The organism is Pseudomonas alliivorans (genome assembly GCF_017826695.1).
Taxonomy (GTDB): domain Bacteria; phylum Pseudomonadota; class Gammaproteobacteria; order Pseudomonadales; family Pseudomonadaceae; genus Aquipseudomonas; species Aquipseudomonas alliivorans.
Genome location: NZ_JAFFZW010000002.1, coordinates 111,580 through 129,512 on the forward strand (window position 1 = coordinate 111,580; position 17,933 = coordinate 129,512).

The window sequence follows — 17,933 nt, forward strand, 5'->3', positions numbered from 1 at the left end:
ATGGGGCAGGATGTGTTTCTTTCGTTGATGAATCAGGCATTGATGACCGTGCTGCTGCTTTCCGCGCCTGCGCTGGCGGTTGCGATTGTCGTAGGTCTGAGTGTGGGACTGCTGCAGGCACTGACCCAGATCCAGGACCAGACCCTGCCTCAGGTGGTCAAGCTCGTCGGGGTGTTGCTGGTCATTGTGTTTGTCGGGCCCTTGCTGGCCGGGCAGGTGGCGGAACTGGGCAATCAGGTGCTGGACAACTTCGCGCTGTGGACACGCTGACGCGCCATGGATGCCGAACTGACCAATGCATTCATCGAGATCGCCTACCCGGTGATCAGCTCTGCATCGCTGGCGGCTTCGCGGGCGATGGGGGTGGTGATCATCACACCGGCGTTCAACCGCCTGGGGCTGACCGGGATGATTCGTGGGTGCGTCGCGGTGGCGATATCCGTACCGATGATTTTGCCGGTATTCACCGCGTTCACGTCGATGCCCGAACACAGCGGGTTCTTTCTGGCCGGGCTGATGGTCAAGGAATTGCTGATCGGGCTGCTGATCGGGTTGCTGTTCGGCATCCCGTTCTGGGCTGCGGAAGTGGCAGGTGAACTGATCGACCTGCAGCGCGGCTCGACCATGGAGCAACTGGTGGATCCGCTGGGGCAGGGCGAGGCCAGTGTCATGGCCACGCTGTTCACGGTGATGTTGATTGCGCTGTTCTTCATGTCAGGCGGTTTCATCCTGATGGTCGGTGGCTATTACCACAGCTATCAGTTATGGCCGGTGACCGAATTCACCCCGCTGTTCAGCAGCGTCGCGCTCATGTCGATTCTGGCCATCCTGGATCAGGTGATGCGCATCGGCGTGCTGATGGTCGCACCGCTGCTGGTGGCGATGCTGATCACGGATCTCATGCTGGCGTACCTGTCGAGAATGGCGCCGAGCCTGCATATTTTCGACTTGTCCCTGCCGGTCAAGAACCTGTTTTTTGCGGTGTTGATGGTGGTGTACATCAGCTTCCTGATTCCGGTCATGATCGATCAGCTGGCGCAGTTTCGAGGCACGGTCGAGGTGCTCAAGGGGCTGGCGAGCGAGGCACCCTGATGGCAGATACCAGCGAAGAGAAAAGCCAGCCGGCCACGGACAAGAAGCTGCGTGACGCACGCAAGAAAGGTCAGGTCGCCAAGAGTCAGGATCTGGTGTCCGGCGTGGTCATTCTGCTGTGTACGCTGTGCATTGCCATGCTGTTACCCAAGGCGCGTGCTCAGGTCGAGGCGTTGATCGACCTCACGGCGAACATTTATATCGAACCGTTTGCCGATGTCTGGCCACGGCTGCTGGATCATGCCGAGCAAATCGTTCTGGGCATCACCTTGCCGGTGGTCGCCGTTACCGTCGCGGCGGTCATTCTGACCAATATCGTGACCATGCGCGGCGTGGTGTTTTCGGTCGAACCGGTCAAGCCGGACATCAAACGCATTCATCCCGGCGAGGGCTTCAAACGGATTTTCGCCATGCGCAACCTGATCGAGTTTCTCAAGGGACTGGTCAAGGTGGTGTTACTGGCGCTGGCGTTCTATGTCGTCGGACGACAGGCGTTACAGGCATTGATGGAGTCTTCACGATGCGGTGCCGGCTGCATCGAATCGACTTTTTACCTGGTGCTCAAACCGCTGGTCTTCACTGTGCTGGCGGCCTTTCTGCTGGTCGGTGCGGTGGACGTCATGATGCAGCGCTGGCTGTTCGGACGAGACATGAAAATGAGCCGCAGTGAACAGAAGCGCGAACGCAAGGATGTCGACGGTGATCCGTTGATCAAGCGTGAGCGTCAACGCCAGCGGCGCGAGATGCAGGCACTTGCAACGAAGCTGGGGCTGGGGCGCGCGTCGCTGATGATCGGCATTGGCGGCCACTGGGTGGTCGGTGTGCGCTATGTGCGCGGCGAAACACCGGTGCCTGTGGTCGTCTGCCGGGGTTCACCTGAAGAATCCGCGGTGCTGTTGACGCAGGCCGCACCGCTGGGCATCGCCGTCTGGGCGGATGCCGGGCTTGCCGAGCAGATCGCCAGGCGCAGCGTCGCCGGTGATCCGGTCCCGGAAAACACCTTTCAGGCGGTGGCCGACGCGCTGGTGGCGCACCGGTTGATCTGACCGGTGCATCTCCTCAATGCATGGCAGGGCGATATCGGGTGGCAGGCGTGCCGTTGACGACCTTCAGTCGATTGAGGTCGGCGTTGATGCGCCATGCCCAGAAATGCGTACCGTCCTGCCGCGATATTTCCAACGCCTGGGTCAGCACCGTGCGGATGTCTTCCAGCGCATGGGCATCGGGTTGGTCGAGCATCAGTTGCGCCTTGATGCGCATCATCTCGGGGAGATACCAGCGATCATTGCGTTTCACGGCACTGGCCACCAGCTCATCGAGCGTTTCCAGTGCCAGCGGTTGCAGCCCTAAAGCGGCGAGGCCCAGCACGTACTCGGTATTGAGCATCGAGTGCAGCGGCGTTTCCACATGGCGACGCAGTTGCTCAAGGGCTTCGCCCAACTGTGGCGTCCCCGTGGTCGCATCGCCTTCGCGAATGGTCAGAATGCTTTCGTAGCAGCAGGTCAGCTGACGCCAGACATGCAGCGGCTGCCGTTCGCTGCTCTGTCTGAGCTGCTCGAGAAACTGCCGTGTCTTGTGCAGGGTGCCTGCGATCAGGGTGGCCGGAATGGCGCTGAACGCCAGCGTGTACCAGATCGTAGCGGGGTGCCCCAGCGCCAGGGCCTGCCTGATGTTGGTGTCCAGCGCGACCATGGCCTGTCCGATATTGCCCACCATCAACTGCACCTGCGCCCTGAGCGACTGGGCAGCGATCCGCTGGTCGAAATGCATGTCCACGGCATAGGACGATGGTGAAAGGGGCGCCCCCAAGGCTTCGTGAGCAGCCTGGCCGGCGGTTTTCATATCGCCCATGTAGAACGCGCTGGTGGCCCGCATGCGTTTGCCCAGCACCTGGCAGTCGGTAATCCGGTGATCCTTGCCCAGCGCCAGAAACTGCAACGCGACCTGTCGGGCCTGTACGTGCCGATTGCTGCAAGTGTGGTCGTTCCATTGTCCCCACAGGGCACGCAGCCGGTATTCCGTGTCGTTCAACGCGTCGGCGTCCTCGCTGACCTGTTGCCAGATCTCACGCATTTTCTGTCCGGCGCCGTAGGTGAGCATGAGGATGCTGCCCGATACCGTCAGCAGCCGCATGCGCTGCTGCCGGTCCATCTGCGCCATCTCCACATGGCGAGGCAGGCCATGGTTGACCCAGTCCTGGTATTCGCGCACCAGTGACAGCCTCATCCACAGCGGAGCGCTGCGTAGCGTGAGTTCGACGCCCGTCTGCCGGTCACCCTCCGGGGAGAAGGCCCAGGCGAGGGCGGCGCGTACGGTATCGATCTCAACGGCGTAACGTCGTGTCCAGGCGTCATGGGACAGTCGATCAAGGTCATGCCTGGCTTCGTCCAGCAGGCTCAAGGCCCAGTTGGCATGAGCGCGCGACAGGCGATCCAGGTCATCGAGCTGCACCAGTTTTTCATGAGCGTAGAGCCGGGTCGTCTCCAGCAGCCGAAAGCGTTTGCCCTGGCTGTGATCGAATCGTCCAAGCAGCGACTTGTCCAGCAGACTTTCCAGCATTGGCAGGGTCATGCGCACATCGGGCAAGCCGATATTGACTGTCGCCATAACCCCGTCCAGTGCGAACGAGCCATTGAAAATGGATAATTGTCGCAGCAGTGCCTGCTCATGCTCCGTGAGCATGCTGTACGTCCAGTCCAGTGCTGCGCTCAGAGAACGCTGTCGGGGCAGGGCGGTGCGGCGTCCGGTCATCTGCAGGCGGAAGCTGCCATCGAGCAGGCCGACCAGCTCATGAATGCCAAACGTCCTGACGCGGGCGGCGGCCAGTTCGATCGCCAATGGATTGCCGTCCAGCTTGCGACAGATCGCCGCTACGCTTTGCGTGTCGCGATCATGGAAGACGAAGCCTGGGTCCTGCTCCCTCACCCGGGTAATGAACAGCTCCACACCGGAATACGTAAGCGCCTCGGCTGCGGTCAATGCCTGATGTTCGCCAGGCACCTGCAGGGACGCCAGTTCGTGGACATATTCACCATGCGCCCGCAGCGGCTCGCGACTGGTAACCACTACGCAGCATCGCGTTGTGTTGGACAGCAAGGCTTCGACTGCTGTCGCGGTCTCTTCCAGCACATGCTCGCAGTTATCGAGCACCAGCAACTGCGGGCGCTCTGCCAGCGCCGCAGGGATGTTCTGAAGAAGATGTTCGGTATCTGCGTCAAGGCCCAGCGCGCTGGCGATCATGCCCTGCACCGACCGGGCACCACTGACGGGCGTCAGGTCAAGGACGGTGCGGCTCAGTGACGATTGTGTGGCGAGGTTGTCGGCCAGAGCCAATGCGACAGTGGTTTTGCCGACCCCGCCGGGGCCGGTGAGCGTCAGCAGTCGCTGGGTCATGAGTTGATCGACCAGACGACGAATCAGATCGTCTCGGCCACAGACATGGCGGCTGGAGTCTGTGATCGCTGCCACGGGTTCAGGAGGTGGCGCCAGGGTCTGTGGGGCGGTCTGAACGGTCACATGAGCGGTGAACCGATAGCCGCGACCTGGCACGGTTACGATGCAGCTGAAGTCTTCATCGTTTTCCAGCGCTCTGCGCAAGGCAACGATCTGAGCGCGAAGGTTGCATTCTTCAACCACTGCCTTTGGCCAGGCCATCGCCAGCAGTTCGGCTTTCTCCAGCAGCTCGCCTGGACGTGAGGCAAGCGCTACCAGCAACGACATGGCACGACTGCCCAGCGGCACGGGTTGTGAGTGTTTTAACAGCAACTGTTGGCGTGGAAGCAGCAGGAAGGCTCCGAAGCGAATGGCTTCCTCGGGCCTGTAGCCATTTTCTGTTTCGATGTCGATCTGTGTAGCCGTACCGCTTGCTTCAAAATCCATGGTTAGACCTGTATCAGAAGTAACAGCAGCGCTTGCGCATCGTGACGGTGTCGATCTGTGCACCGGTCCTGAGAGCAGGTTATTTATTTCCTACCGTTGTGTCGTCATGAACGGCCGAGCTTATAGCATTTGAATCAATTACTTATTACACCAGGGGGTATGGACCGGCCAAACAGGGGATCGATACGGACATGCGTGACGGGTTTCCTGTCGGGGAAACCATGCAAGAGTGGACAGGGCGCTGCTCGGTAAAGTCCCACTCTGTGTTCTGAAAACTGTGCAGCAAGAAATGCGCCGACCTGCAGGCGACCTTCCGGCAATCATTTTTCGTACTGTCATCGGCTGGGTGGGGCGGCACCTGTCAAAGAGCACTCAGGTTGCGCACCAGGGTCTCGCCGTGAGCTTCGCAGGTGGATATAAAGCAAAACACCCTGCAAAAGCATCGCTCTTGCAGGGTGTCGAGGGTGACATATACAGCTCTGCCCGATCAGCTCTGGCAGAGCTTTGCTTCAGGCTTGAATGCCTTACAGCGCCATGTCACTGGCAGGGTTGCTTTCACGCTTCTCTGCAGGCGCGGCGGCAGGTGCAGCAGCTGTTGCCTTGTTCACAGGTGGCGGTGGAGTCAGTTGCAGGGTTTCGGCGGTGTAGGCCCATTCCTGTGCAACGCGATCCGGGTTCTCGTTCAGTTTGGTGCCGTAGCTTGGAACGATCTGGTGCAGTTTTTCCTGCCAGGCCGGCGTCGCTACCTTGTCCTTGAACACTTTCTCCAGCACGCCGAGCATGATCGGAGCAGCGGTCGAAGCGCCTGGCGAAGCACCCAGCAGACCGGCGATGGAGCCGTCCTTGGAAGCAACGATTTCGGTACCCAGTTTCAGGACGCCGCCTTTCTCTTCGTCACGCTTGATGATCTGAACGCGCTGACCGGCCTGCATCAGGCGCCAGTCTTCTTTCTTGGCGTTCGGGAAGTACTGCTGCAGAGCTGCAAAACGATCGTCATCGGACATCATGACCTGACCCGCCAGGTATTCGATCAGTGGGTACTGAGCGATGCCGACACGGGTCATTGGCCATACGTTATGCGTGGTGGTGCTGGTCAGCAGGTCCAGGTAGGAACCGTTTTTCAGGAACTTCGTGGAGAAGGTCGCGAACGGGCCAAACAGGATGACGCGCTTGCCGTCCAGAACACGGGTGTCCAGGTGCGGAACCGACATGGGTGGCGCGCCAGTGGACGCGATACCGTAAGCCTTGCCCATGTGTTGCATGGCCAGGGTAGGGTTCTCGGTTACCAGCCACGAGCCGCCGACCGGGAAGCCGCCGTATTCCTTGGCTTCAGGAATGCCCGACTCTTGCAGCAGGTGCAGTGCGGCACCGCCCGCGCCGATGAACAGGAACTTGGCATCGGTCTCGGTTTCGGTACCGTCTTTCAGGTTCTTGTACTTGACGCGCCAGCTGCCGTCGTCGTTGCGGGTGATGTCCTGGACTTCACTCGACAGCTTCAGATCGAAGTTGGGTTTGGTCTGCAGGTTGGCGACGAACTGGCGGGTGATCTCGCCGAAGTTCACGTCGGTGCCGATCGGGCTCCAGGTCACGGCCAGCTTCTGCGCCGGGTCACGACCTTCCATCATCAATGGAACCCACTTCTTGATCTGCTCATGGTCTTCGGAGTACTGCATGCCGCTGAACAGCGGGCTCGATTGCAGTGCCGCGTAACGCTTGCGCAGGAACTTGATGTTGTCGTCGCCCCACACGAAGCTCATGTGCGGCGTGGAGTTGATGAACGAACGCGGGTTCTTCAGAACGCCGGTCTTGACCTGCCAGGACCAGAATTGACGCGAGATCTGAAACGCTTCGTTGATCTCGATGGCCTTGTAAATGTCGACGTTGCCGTTCTTGTCTTCCGGGGTGTAGTTCAGCTCGGCGAGGGCAGAGTGACCGGTACCGGCGTTGTTCCAGCCGTTGGAGCTTTCTTCGGCAACGCCATCGAGACGCTCGACCATTTCCATCGACCAGCTCGGCTCGAGCTCGTTGAGCCAGACTGCCAGGGTGGCGCTCATGATGCCGCCGCCGACCATCAATACATCTACTTTCTTGGCTTCGGCGGAGTGCGCGGGCATCATCCCGAGCGACATCGCCAGACCCAGAAGGGCCGTGTTCACTTTCTTCAACATGCTGTAATCCATTTGATAAATGCCATCCGCCGGCTGCTCCTGGGAGATCCGGATTCTGCGTATACCGCAACGCATGCGACAAACGCCCGCACCTTCAGGGGCTAGAGGTGGACATACAAGGCCAATACAATACTGCTCAAGACCTCACTTTATGCCCTACTGCGCTGGCTTCTTATCGTCATTGGATTCAGCGTCATGAAGCGACATGTGCTAACGGTGCCGCGCAAGATCGGGAAACAAATCCCGTCTTCATTGCGCAATGCGCACCTGATCAGCCTGTTCACGGAGTCTTGGACGCCGCATGGGGGTCATGGGGACACGCTCTGAGGCGTTTTTTTGTGCTCGTTCAAAACGGCACACCATGATGCCATATCGGCAAGACGCGGCATTTTCGCATATTGTGAGGTGTCTACGCGAGGTGTTATCTACACACCGACATGCTGACGTGCGACCGAACGAAACAAGGCGTGTCGAGATTTTATCGTCACGCCCGCCGTTACCTTGAGACTTTGAGGGTGTTTTGGCCGAAATGCGGCATGGTCGGCCGCCCTCGCTCAGCTCCCGACTCGCCATATTCAGACTCAGCCAGGGTCGTCCGCAGTAACGACGGACGATTGATGAGCATTCCTCATGACTTCAAGTAACGCGCGGCGGCTAATGCTTCCTGAAACCGGGTGCTAACGTCATTGCGAGTTCGAACCGTGTTTTCCGATCAAGGGTTTCTGAACGTCGTTCGCCCGGGAAACTGCCCGTAAACATCCTGCAACAGCCCCATGATCCGAGCTTCGATCAAAACGTTGAACTTTCAGTGTGTCAGCCAGTTAAAGACATATGCCAACCATAATGCCAAAACGCTTCTGGTACCTGTCTGACCCGATTGCGCGCTTTGAAGGGAACTGAACCAGCCCTTGCTGCAACACGATGCCCAACACGATAACGCCCGCCACTTCACAGCAGTGACGGCTATGACAAGGTGATTCTGATGAGTGAAACCAAGACGCACAAAGGAACTGTTGCCGACGCGGTGCAGCCTTCGCGACGCAATTTTCTGAAGTTCGGGGCTTCCGGGATTGCTGCCGCGACATTGTCGACATGGATACCCGCCGACGGGATGCTGCAAGCCGCACCCGCGCCTGCGCCGGTCGTGGTGGAAGACACCGATGCGCCCGGCGTCGGCGAGCACCGCATTCAATTGAACGTGAACGGCCAGACGCACGCTCTGAACGTACCGGCCAATGCCGTCCTCCTTGATGTGTTACGTGACCGTCTGCAACTGACCGGCACCAAAAAGGGTTGCGATCACGGCCAGTGCGGGGCGTGCACGCTGTTGGTCAATGGGGTGGCGATCAATTCCTGCCTGTCGATTGCCATTCAGCACGACGGCGACAGCATCACCACCATCGAAGGCCTCGCCGAAAACGGCAAGCTGCACCCGGTTCAGGAAGCTTTCTGGGAACACGATGCCTATCAGTGCGGTTATTGCACCTCGGGCCAGATCATGAGCGCCGTGGCGATTCTCAACGACCCGAACATTCCCTCCGATGACGCCAGCGTCCGCGAAGCCATGAGCGGCAACATCTGCCGCTGCGGCGCCTATAAGAACATTTTGTCGGCGGTGCAGTCGGCGCGCTCGAAAATGCCCAAGGCTGGGGGAACTGTCTGATGAGAACCTTCGATTACGCAAGGGCCACCACGCCTGCTCAAGCCGTCAGTACCGTGTCAGGGGAGGGCGAGCGTTTCTATCTGGCCGGCGGCACAACGCTGCTGGACCTGGTCAAGCTGGACATCATGCAACCCGGGCAACTGGTGGATATCAACCACCTGGCACTCAAGCAGATCGAATCGCTGCCGGATGGTCGTCTGCGCATCGGTGCGCTGGTCAGCAATACCGCGCTGGCCAGCCATCCGCTGGTCCGTGAGCGTTATCCGGTCTTGTCGCAGGCCCTGTTGGCCGGTGCTTCCACGCAACTGCGTAACAAGGCCACCACCGCCGGCAACCTGATGCAGCGCGTGCGTTGCCCGTATTTTCGCGATGGGATTTCGGCCTGCAACAAGCGTGAGCCGGGCTCAGGCTGCGCGGCCATCGGCGGCATGAACCGCAGCGTGCATGCCGTATTGGGTACCAGCGATCATTGCATCGCCACCCATCCATCGGACATGTGTGTGGGCATGGCGGCAGTGGGCGCACAGGTCACCGTGCATGGGCCGGGCGGCAGTCGGGATATTCCTTTCACCGACTTCCATTTGCTGCCGGGCAACACGCCTGAACGCGAGCACGCCATCGCGCCTCATGAACTGGTAACCCACGTGACCCTCGATGCGCCGCTGTCCGGCAGCCGTTCCGGCTACCTGAAGCTGCGTGACCGCACCTCGTACCAGTTCGCCCTTGCGTCCAGCGCGATCATCGTGGTCATGGAGGGCAAGCGTATTGCCGATGCGCGCATCGCACTGGGTGGCGTCGGCACCAAGCCGTGGCGCGCCGTCGAAGCAGAACGGGCATTGATCGGCCAGCGTGCCGATATGGACACCTTCGCCAAGGTGGCAGCCCTGGCCATGAAAGGCTCCAAAGCCTATGAGCACAACGCCTTCAAGATCCCGCTGGGTGAGCAGGTCATCGTCCGCAACCTTCGTGACCTAACGGCGTAGGAATTTTCCATGAGCGAACAGATCATCGGTATCCCGCAGCGTCGTATCGACGGCGGCAAGAAAGTCAGTGGCGAGGCGCGTTATGCGGCCGACCACCCCATGAAAGACATGCTGTATGCGTATGGCGTCTACAGCACCATCGGCAGTGGCCGGATACTGGCGGTGAACGACCAGGACGCGCGCAAGATGCCCGGCGTTGTCGAGATCTTCCATCACGGCCATTTCCCCGAGTTGCACCGCACGCCTGAAAGCGCATTCAGTTTTGCAACACTGTTATCGGCGAGCAAGGCCGATGAGCATCGTTTGCCGTTCGAGGATGACCGGGTCTATTACCCCGGCCAGTTCGTGGCGCTGGTGGTCGCTGAGAGTTTCGAGCAGGCCAGGGCTGCGGCACATCGGATAAAGGTCGATTATCAAGAGAACAAGCCGGTCAAGAACCTGGAGGAAGCGCTGCGCAAAAATGGCGCCCGCGACGGCGGTGCCGGGCATACACGCGGCAATCCGGACGGGGCGTTCCTCGCCGCGAGCAGAAAGGTCGACCAGACCTACACCACGCCGGTCGAAGTGCATAACCCGATGGAAATGCACGCCAGCACCGCATGGTGGCAGGACGGCAAGCTGTACGTTTACGAAAGCACGCAGGGTGTCGTCAACCATCGCAATCTGCTGGCCAACGTATTCGATTTGCCGCCGGATCGCGTCGAGGTGCGTGCGCCGTTCATTGGTTCCGGGTTCGGTGGCAAGCTTTGGCCGTGGCCACACTCCGTCGCGGCGTGTGCGGCGTCAAAGGTGACGAAGCGTCCGGTCCAGTTGGTATTGCCCCGTGCGCAAATGTTCACCACGGTTGGCCATCGCCCGGAAACCCGGCAACGCCTGCGGCTGGCCAGCGATGCGAACGGCAAGCTGGTCTCGATCCGCCACGAATCCTTCAACAGCACGTCGACGCTCGACGATTACACCGAAAGCTGTGGGGGTGTGACCAAGAGCCTGTATGGCTGCGACAACGTGCTGGTCAGCCACCGCATTGCCGCGGTGAACCGTGGCACGCCGACCTCGATGCGTGCCCCCGGTGCGGCGCCGGGCCTGTTTGCGTTGGAGTCGGCCATCGATGAATTGGCGCTGGCCAACGGTATGGATCCGCTGGCCTTTCGCAAGCTCAATCTGTCGGACATGGACCAGAGTCAAGGCTTGCCATGGTCCAGCAACCACTTGCCGGAAGCCATCGACCAGGCCGCCGAACGTTTTGGCTGGCAGGCGCGCAAGGCCGAGGTTGGCTCGATGCGTGACGGCGATGAGGTCATCGGTTACGGCATGGGTGCCTGCAACTGGGAGGCGTTTCAGGTGCCGACGGACGCCCGCGTGATTCTGCGCTCCGACGGCACCGCCCTGGCACAGTGTGGCCTGCAGGATATCGGCACCGGCACGTACACCATCATTGCCCAGACCGTCAGCCAGCTCACCGGCATCCCGATGGAGCGTGTTGAAGTGGAGCTGGGCAGCTCATCGTTTCCGGCAGGTCCGGTTTCCGGCGGGTCCTGGGTTACCGCCAGCGTGATGCCGGCGATTGCCGGTGCCACGCGTGAGGCGTTGCAGAAACTCCGTCAGTATTCGGTGGGCAAGAACGCGGCCTTTGCAGGTCAGCAGGCTGATTCGATCAAGGTCGAGAACGGTCAGTTGGTGTCCGGCGAGCAGCGCGTGAGTTTTGTCGACGTCCTGAAAGGCCAGCGTCTGTCACGTGCCGAAGGCAATTTCCAAAGTGGCATGCAGTCGTCCGACAAGTTCTCGTTCCGCTCGTTTGGCGTGCATTTTGTTGAAGTGCGTTGGGATCCGGGCATCTCCAGTCTGCGTGTTTCGCGAGTGGTCAGCGCCATCGACGTTGGCAAGGTGGTCAATCCACTGGCGGCGCGTAATCAGGTCGAGGGCGCAATCGTCATGGGCATCGGCATGGCCATGTTCGAAGCGGCCGAATACGATCCGCGCACCGGTCTGCCGGTCAACAACAACTACGCCGAGTACGTGGTTCCCGTGCATGCGGACCAGCCCGAGATCGATGTGATTCTGCTCGATTATCCGGATCACAACATCGGTGAGTTCGGCGCGCGTGGAATCGGCGAGATTGGTGTAACCGGCCTGGCTGCTGCCGTGGCTAATGCCGTGTACCACGCCACGGGCAAACGGGTGCGCAATTTGCCCATCACCAAAGAAAAGCTGATGGCAGGGCTGTAGAGATGAAGCAACTTGACTTGCAGGTCATCCAGCAGGCGCGTGACTGGCTGGCGGCAGGCAAACCTGTGTGGCTCTGCACCGTGCTCTCGACCTTCGGTTCCGCTCCGCGCGGGCCGGGGGCGATGCTGGTGGCGTTGAGCAGTGGCGAGCATCGCGGATCGCTGTCCGGCGGCTGTGTGGAGGAAGACTTTCTGGAGCGGTTGACGGCGGGGCAGTTCGAGCCGGTCAACCAGATCGTGCGTTATGGGGAGGGCGGTCTGGCACCGACCCTGGCGCTGCCATGTGGCGGTGTGCTGGATGTGCTGATCGAGTGCATGACCCCCGGCCCTGAAACCGACCGGCATCTGGCCGCGGTGGAGCAGGCCCTTGCCGGACGCACGCTGATCGGCCGCGAGGTCATGCTGGGCGGTGTAGAGTGCCGCACAGGTTCGGCTTCACTGGGCGAGTCGCGGGTGCAGGTCGAGGGCGAGCGCGTCAGCATTCGCATGGGGGCGGTCTATCGCGTGCTCCTGGCTGGCTTGTCGCCGGTGGCCGAGTTCTGCGCCAGTTTCGCGGTTGCCATGGGCTATGAAGTCATCGTCTGTGACCCTCGTACCGATGTGACGGCCGGTTTCTCGATGCCGGGGGTCGAAGTTCGCGATGTGCTGCCTGCGGTGTTCATTGCTGAAGGTGGCTGCCACGCCTCGACGGCCGTGCTGGCCCTGACTCATGATCCGAAGCTGGATGACCTGACCATGCTTGAAGCCGTGCGGACCGAGGCGTTTTACATCGGCGCCATGGGCTCAATGCGCACCAGCAGCAAGCGCAAGGAGCGGCTGGCGCGGATTGGCGGACTGGATGACGAGGCACTGGCGCGGATTCATGCTCCCATCGGCCTCAATCTGGGCAGCAAGACACCGGCTGAAATCGCCATTGCAGTCATGGCAGATATCCTGCGGGTGGCCAACGGGATCAGCCGTCAGCAGCTTTGACGAACGTCTGACAGGCGAGCGCCAATGCCGCACGCGTATCTGCATCGCGCAGGATGCCGGGATCTTCACAGACCAGTACGTCGCAGCGCTCGGGATGGCTTTTGATGATCGATTTTGCACCTTGATCGCCTTCAAGGTTCAGCAATAACGGCCAGAACTCGCGCCCGATGATCACCGGGTGGCCGCGTTGTCCATCGTGGCCGGGCAGGGCGATGCGTCGTGGATCGGCCATGCTGGCCAGGCTTTGCAGCGTGGCGGGCTGTATCCAGGGCATGTCTGCCAACAGCACGGCGACTGCGTCGGCGCTGGATGGCATGAGCGCCGCGATGCCACTGGCCAGGCTGTGGCCCATGCCCAAATCCGCCTGCGGGCTGCGTACCACGTTTACTTCCTGCGCAACGCCCAGCAGTTCAGTGTCATCTTCCTCCCTCAATACCACCCACACTTCATTGAATACGTGCAGGGCATTCTCAATGCTTGCGCGCAGCAAGGTACGGCCGCAGGGCAGAGTGGCGAGACGTTTGTCACCGTCGAAACGACGGCTGCGACCTGCGGCAAGGAGCAGGGCGAACACTTGGGGAATTGGGCTGTCTATGCTGGTCAATCCGAAGCCTTTTGAAAAAGGTGAAGGGAACAGGGCCGGTTCGTCATCCACTCAGACACACGATGACCTACGCGTGAGACACGCACAATGCCTGATTCCGCTGCCTTTTTGCAGTGACAAGATTTACATTTTCGAGGGTTTCACGTGGACAATCATATTCGCCCGGTCGAGATGGAAAAGGCCTACCGTCTGCTCAATCACGGTCCTACCGTGCTGGTCTCATCCGCTTACGAAGGCGTTCACAACGTCATGGCTGCAGCCTGGGCCTGTGCGCTGGATTTCTCGCCGCCCAAGGTGACGCTGGTCATCGACAAGATGACCAAAACGCGCAGCCTGGTGGAAAACAGCGGTTACTTTGCCTTGCAAGTGCCTAATCGCGACCAGTTGGACCTGACCTTCGAGGTGGGTACTCAGAGCCTCATCTTCACCCCGAACAAGCTGGAAAAGGCCGGTGCCGAGCTGTTTCGCATCGAAGGGCACGACACGCCGTTGGTCGCCGGGTGCTCCGCCTGGCTGATCTGCAAAGTCATTCCGGAACCGCATAATGAGCAGACCTACGACCTGTTCATCGCCGAAGTCGTCGGTGCCTGGGCGGATACCCGCGTGTTCCGTGACGGGCACTGGGCATTCGAAACAGCCGACCCGAAATGGCGCAGCCTGCACTATGTGGCAGGTGGGCATTTCTACACCATTGGCGACGCTGCGGTGGTAGAGACAGAGGCGGAGTGAGTGTTGAGGCTGTAACGGGACGCTCCATGTCCATTACAGGCACTGATGCAGGTGCGAGCGTCACGATCAGTGACGATCGCGCCACACGGTCTGAGCATTGGTGAATTCACGCACACCGAAGTGCGAGAGCTCACGTCCGTAGCCGCTTTTCTTCACGCCGCCAAAGGTCACGCGCGGGTCTGAGGCGCTGTAGCCGTTGATGAATACGCCGCCGGTGTCCAGTTCGTCCGCCAGTTGCTCGGCCAGTTCCAGATTGCGGGTGTAAACGGTGGCGGTCAGGCCGAAGTCGCTGTCGTTGGCCAGTTCCAGCGCATGCCGGGCGTCGCGAGCGGTGATGATCGAGGCGACCGGGCCGAACAACTCTTGCTTGAACGAGGTCATCTGGTCGGTCACATCGCCCAGCACGGTAGGCGCATAGAAGTTGCCCTGACCTGCGATTCGTTCGCCACCCAACAGCAACGTTGCACCTTCGGCCAGCGTGGCCTGAACCTGCGCATCCAGTTCGTCACGCAGGTCGAAGCGCGCCATCGGGCCGATATAGGTCTCGCTCGACAACGGATCGCCGATCGCCAGTTTGCGGGTTTCCTCAACGAATCGGCGGGTGAATTCCTCCACAACACCGTCTTCGATAATCAGCCGTTTGGCCGCCGCACACACCTGTCCGGTATTCTGGAAACGACCGATGACCGCAGCCTTCACGGCCTGATCCAGATCCGCGTCGTTGAGCACGATGAATGGGTCGGAGCCGCCGAGTTCGAGCACGCTTTTCTTGAGCGCAGCCCCTGCCTGCGCACCAATGGCCTGACCGGCGCGTACGCTGCCGGTCAGGGTGACTGCGGCAATGCGTGGATCGGCAATGGCCCTGGAGACGCCATCCTGAGTTGCGTTGATCACTTCGAACACACCCTCGGGAAAACCGGCGCGTTTGAATGCGTCGAGCATCAGGTAAGCGCAGCCCATCACGTTGGGTGCATGCTTGAGCACATAGGTGTTGCCGGCCAGCAAGGTCGGCACCGCGCCGCGCAGCACCTGCCAGATCGGGAAGTTCCACGGCATGACAGCAAGGATCGGGCCGAGCGGGCGATACTCGATGCGGGCCTTGTCGTTTTCGACAAGGGTCGACTCGGCCGCCAGCATCGCGGGGCCCTGCGCTGCGTACCAGTCGCACAACCGGGCACATTTCTCGACTTCGCCCAGCGCCTGTTTGATGGGCTTGCCCATCTCCTGGCTGATCATCTGTGCGATGGCATTCGCGTCTTCACGCAACGTCTTGCCCAGCGCAATGATCAACCCTGCACGCTCGTCGATGGTCGTGCGCTTCCAGACCGAAAAGCTTGCCGCAGCGCGGGCAAGACTGTTTTCAAGCTCCGCATCGGAGGCAAACGGATAATGACCGATCTGTTCGCCGGTGGCGGGATTGGTCGAAATTGCATGGGTATTGCTGGAAATAGCAGTCATGGCGCCATCCTGTTCAGGTGGGGAATGAAGCCAGAATAAGCCCGTGACATGCTTTGCGAAACTGAATAATACTGAGCATATCTTTCACATTTGGAGAATGATGTGGACTTGGTTCAATTGGAGATATTCAAGGCGGTTGCCGAGCACGGCAGCATCAGTGCGGCTGCGCAGCATATCCATCGGGTGCCTTCCAACCTGACCACGCGCATCAAGCAACTCGAGCAGGACCTGGGCGTCGAGCTGTTCATCCGGGAAAAGCTCCGGTTGCGGCTGTCGCCTGCCGGCTGGAATTTTCTCGATTATGCGCGGCGGATTCTGGACCTGGTCCAAGAGGCGCGGTTGTCTGTGTCCGGCGAAGAGCCGCAGGGCCCGTTTGCTCTCGGCTCGCTGGAAAGTACCGCGGCTGTGCGGATTCCGGCATTGCTGGCGGCCTATAACCAGCAGTACGCCAAGGTCGAACTGGACCTGAGTACCGGCCCCTCCGGCACCATGATCGATGGCGTACTGGCTGGCCGACTGGTCGCGGCATTCGTTGACGGTCCGGTGCTGCACCCGTCACTGGAAGGCATGCCGGTCTTCGAGGAGGAAATGGTGGTGATTGCGCCGCTGCAGCATGCGCCGGTGACCCGAGGACGGGACGTGAACGGGGAGAGCATCTACGCCTTTCGTGCGAACTGTTCTTACCGGCATCATTTCGAGCGTTGGTTCACCGAGGACGCTGCCGTGCCGGGCAAGATTCACGAGATGGAGTCTTATCACGGCATGCTGGCCTGTGTCAGCGCTGGCGCGGGTCTGGCGCTGATGCCGCGCAGCATGCTGGAAAGCATGCCCGGTTGCAGCACAGTCAGCATCTGGCCGCTGTCCGAGGCCTTTCGTTACCTGCAGACCTGGTTGATCTGGCGTCGCGGCACGGAATCGCGCAGCCTGACGCGCTTCATTGAGCTGGTCCAGACGCAGGGTGAGTCGCTCAAGACGGCTTGAGCGACTCACCGGCTTACGCCTTCGAAAGCCTGTCGACGATGGCGTGCCCCACGTCCTGCGTCGAGCATTTGCCGCCCAGATCCGGGGTGATATTTCCGTTGGCGATCACCTGCTCGATGGCGCCGACAATCTCGTTGTGCGCTGCGGTGAATCGCTCGTCGCCCTGACCCAGAAACTCCAGCATCAGTGCGCCCGACCAGATCATGGCAATCGGGTTGGCGATGTTCTTGCCGAAGATGTCCGGGGCCGAACCGTGGACCGGCTCGAACAGCGACGGAAAATGGCGTTCCGGGTTGAGGTTGGCCGACGGTGCGATGCCGATGGTGCCGGCACAGGCCGGACCGAGGTCGCTGAGGATATCGCCGAACAGGTTGGACGCGACAACCACGTCGAAGCGTTCCGGTTGCAGCACGAAGCGTGCACACAGGATATCGATGTGCTGTCGGTCCCAGCTGATCGCCGGGTAGTGGCTGGCCATGGCTTCAGTGCGCTTGTCCCAGTACGGCATGCTGATCGCCATGCCGTTGGATTTGGTCGCCGACGTCACGTGCTTGCGTTCACGTTTGCTGGCCAGTTCGAAGGCGTATTTGAGAATCCGGTCGACACCACGGCGGGTGAATACCGATTCCTGCAGGACGAATTCGTTTTCGGTGTTCTCGAACATGATGCCGCCCAGAGAGGAATATTCGCCCTCGGTGTTTTCCCGCACCACGATGAAATCGATGTCGCCCGGCTGTCGATTGGCCAGCGGGCAAGGCACGCCGGGGAACAGGCGCACCGGACGGATGTTGGCGTACTGGTCGAACTCGCGGCGAAATTTGAGCAGCGAGCCCCAAAGCGAAACGTGGTCTGGCACTTTGTCCGGCCAGCCCACGGCGCCGAAGAAAATCGAATCGAAGCCTTTGAGTTGTTCGAACCAGTCGTCCGGCATCATCTTGCCGTGTTCAAGGTAATAGTCGCAGCTGGCCCATTCGAAGTATTCGAACTCAAGCTCGATGCCATGGCGAGCAGCAGCGGCCTGGACGACCCGTACGCCTTCGGGTAGCACTTCCTGGCCAATGCCGTCTCCGGCGATGGCCGCGACGCGCAGTTTCTTGTTGTTCATGGCAAGGCTCTCTCTGTGGATGGGTTGCTCGGGTGGCTTATGCTATAAGCACACGAAATAAAGATAATCAGTTG

Annotated in this window: 14 protein-coding genes; 9 read left to right on the forward strand and 5 right to left on the reverse strand. The window is 60.4% G+C overall.

The window, feature by feature from the left end:
- The 3 genes from JTJ32_RS05230 to JTJ32_RS05240 are packed head-to-tail and all read left to right on the forward strand — an operon-like array spanning window position 1 to window position 2,138.
- Window positions 1-270: an EscS/YscS/HrcS family type III secretion system export apparatus protein gene (locus JTJ32_RS05230; protein ID WP_099230275.1), complete on the forward strand. Its 270-nt coding sequence runs from the start codon at window positions 1-3 to the stop codon at window positions 268-270.
- Between the two features lie 6 nt (window positions 271-276).
- A complete protein-coding gene (sctT, locus tag JTJ32_RS05235; protein WP_099230277.1) occupies window positions 277-1,092 on the forward strand; it encodes a type III secretion system export apparatus subunit SctT in 816 nt (271 codons plus the stop codon).
- Window positions 1,092-2,138 carry an EscU/YscU/HrcU family type III secretion system export apparatus switch protein gene (locus tag JTJ32_RS05240; protein WP_210041276.1) on the forward strand — a complete coding sequence of 349 codons (1,047 nt, stop codon included), beginning with the start codon at window positions 1,092-1,094 and terminating at the stop codon, window positions 2,136-2,138. The genes sctT and JTJ32_RS05240 overlap by 1 nt, the downstream gene beginning before the upstream one ends.
- 13 nt (window positions 2,139-2,151) lie before the next feature.
- Here the strand turns inward: JTJ32_RS05240 and JTJ32_RS05245 are convergent, their stop codons facing one another.
- Together JTJ32_RS05245 and mqo are read right to left on the reverse strand one after the other, a co-directional pair.
- On the reverse strand, window positions 2,152-4,971 hold the full coding sequence (locus JTJ32_RS05245) for an ATP-binding protein (protein WP_210041278.1): 2,820 nt from the start codon (window positions 4,969-4,971) through the stop codon (window positions 2,152-2,154).
- Between the two features lie 524 nt (window positions 4,972-5,495).
- Window positions 5,496-7,139: a malate dehydrogenase (quinone) gene (gene mqo, locus JTJ32_RS05250; RefSeq protein ID WP_210041280.1), complete on the reverse strand. Its 1,644-nt coding sequence runs from the start codon at window positions 7,137-7,139 to the stop codon at window positions 5,496-5,498.
- 982 nt (window positions 7,140-8,121) lie between these two features.
- Here mqo and JTJ32_RS05255 point away from each other — a divergent pair.
- From JTJ32_RS05255 to JTJ32_RS05270, 4 genes are read left to right on the forward strand one after another with little or no spacing between them, the layout of a single operon-like run.
- The gene (locus tag JTJ32_RS05255) at window positions 8,122-8,802 is read left to right on the forward strand and encodes a (2Fe-2S)-binding protein (protein ID WP_099230285.1); all 681 of its coding nucleotides are present in this window, start codon (window positions 8,122-8,124) and stop codon (window positions 8,800-8,802) included.
- The gene (locus JTJ32_RS05260; RefSeq protein WP_210041281.1) at window positions 8,802-9,785 is read left to right on the forward strand and encodes an FAD binding domain-containing protein; all 984 of its coding nucleotides are present in this window, start codon (window positions 8,802-8,804) and stop codon (window positions 9,783-9,785) included. Before JTJ32_RS05255 ends, JTJ32_RS05260 begins: the two co-directional genes overlap by 1 nt.
- A 9-nt stretch (window positions 9,786-9,794) precedes the next feature.
- A complete protein-coding gene (locus tag JTJ32_RS05265; RefSeq protein WP_210041283.1) occupies window positions 9,795-12,011 on the forward strand; it encodes a xanthine dehydrogenase family protein molybdopterin-binding subunit in 2,217 nt (738 codons plus the stop codon).
- 2 nt (window positions 12,012-12,013) lie between these two features.
- Entirely contained in the window at window positions 12,014-12,982 is a 969-nt protein-coding gene (locus JTJ32_RS05270; RefSeq protein ID WP_210041285.1) for an XdhC family protein, read from the forward strand.
- On the opposite strand, the gene JTJ32_RS05275 is transcribed toward JTJ32_RS05270, so the two are convergent.
- On the reverse strand, window positions 12,963-13,586 hold the full coding sequence (locus JTJ32_RS05275; protein WP_210041287.1) for a nucleotidyltransferase family protein: 624 nt from the start codon (window positions 13,584-13,586) through the stop codon (window positions 12,963-12,965). The genes JTJ32_RS05270 and JTJ32_RS05275 overlap by 20 nt on opposite strands.
- A 144-nt stretch (window positions 13,587-13,730) precedes the next feature.
- Here JTJ32_RS05275 and JTJ32_RS05280 point away from each other — a divergent pair, with 144 nt between their 5' ends.
- Window positions 13,731-14,315: a flavin reductase family protein gene (locus tag JTJ32_RS05280; protein ID WP_210041289.1), complete on the forward strand. Its 585-nt coding sequence runs from the start codon at window positions 13,731-13,733 to the stop codon at window positions 14,313-14,315.
- A gap of 66 nt (window positions 14,316-14,381) precedes the next feature.
- On the opposite strand, the gene JTJ32_RS05285 is transcribed toward JTJ32_RS05280, so the two are convergent.
- Window positions 14,382-15,773 carry an aldehyde dehydrogenase family protein gene (locus JTJ32_RS05285; protein WP_210041291.1) on the reverse strand — a complete coding sequence of 464 codons (1,392 nt, stop codon included), beginning with the start codon at window positions 15,771-15,773 and terminating at the stop codon, window positions 14,382-14,384.
- Window positions 15,774-15,875: 102 nt separating this feature from the next.
- Here JTJ32_RS05285 and ptrR point away from each other — a divergent pair, with 102 nt between their 5' ends.
- A complete protein-coding gene (gene ptrR / locus JTJ32_RS05290; protein WP_184322896.1) occupies window positions 15,876-16,754 on the forward strand; it encodes a putrescine utilization regulator PtrR in 879 nt (292 codons plus the stop codon).
- 13 nt (window positions 16,755-16,767) lie between these two features.
- Here ptrR and JTJ32_RS05295 read toward each other — a convergent pair whose 3' ends face one another.
- Window positions 16,768-17,859: a tartrate dehydrogenase gene (locus JTJ32_RS05295; protein WP_210041293.1), complete on the reverse strand. Its 1,092-nt coding sequence runs from the start codon at window positions 17,857-17,859 to the stop codon at window positions 16,768-16,770.
- Between the last annotated feature and the right edge of the window lie 74 nt (window positions 17,860-17,933).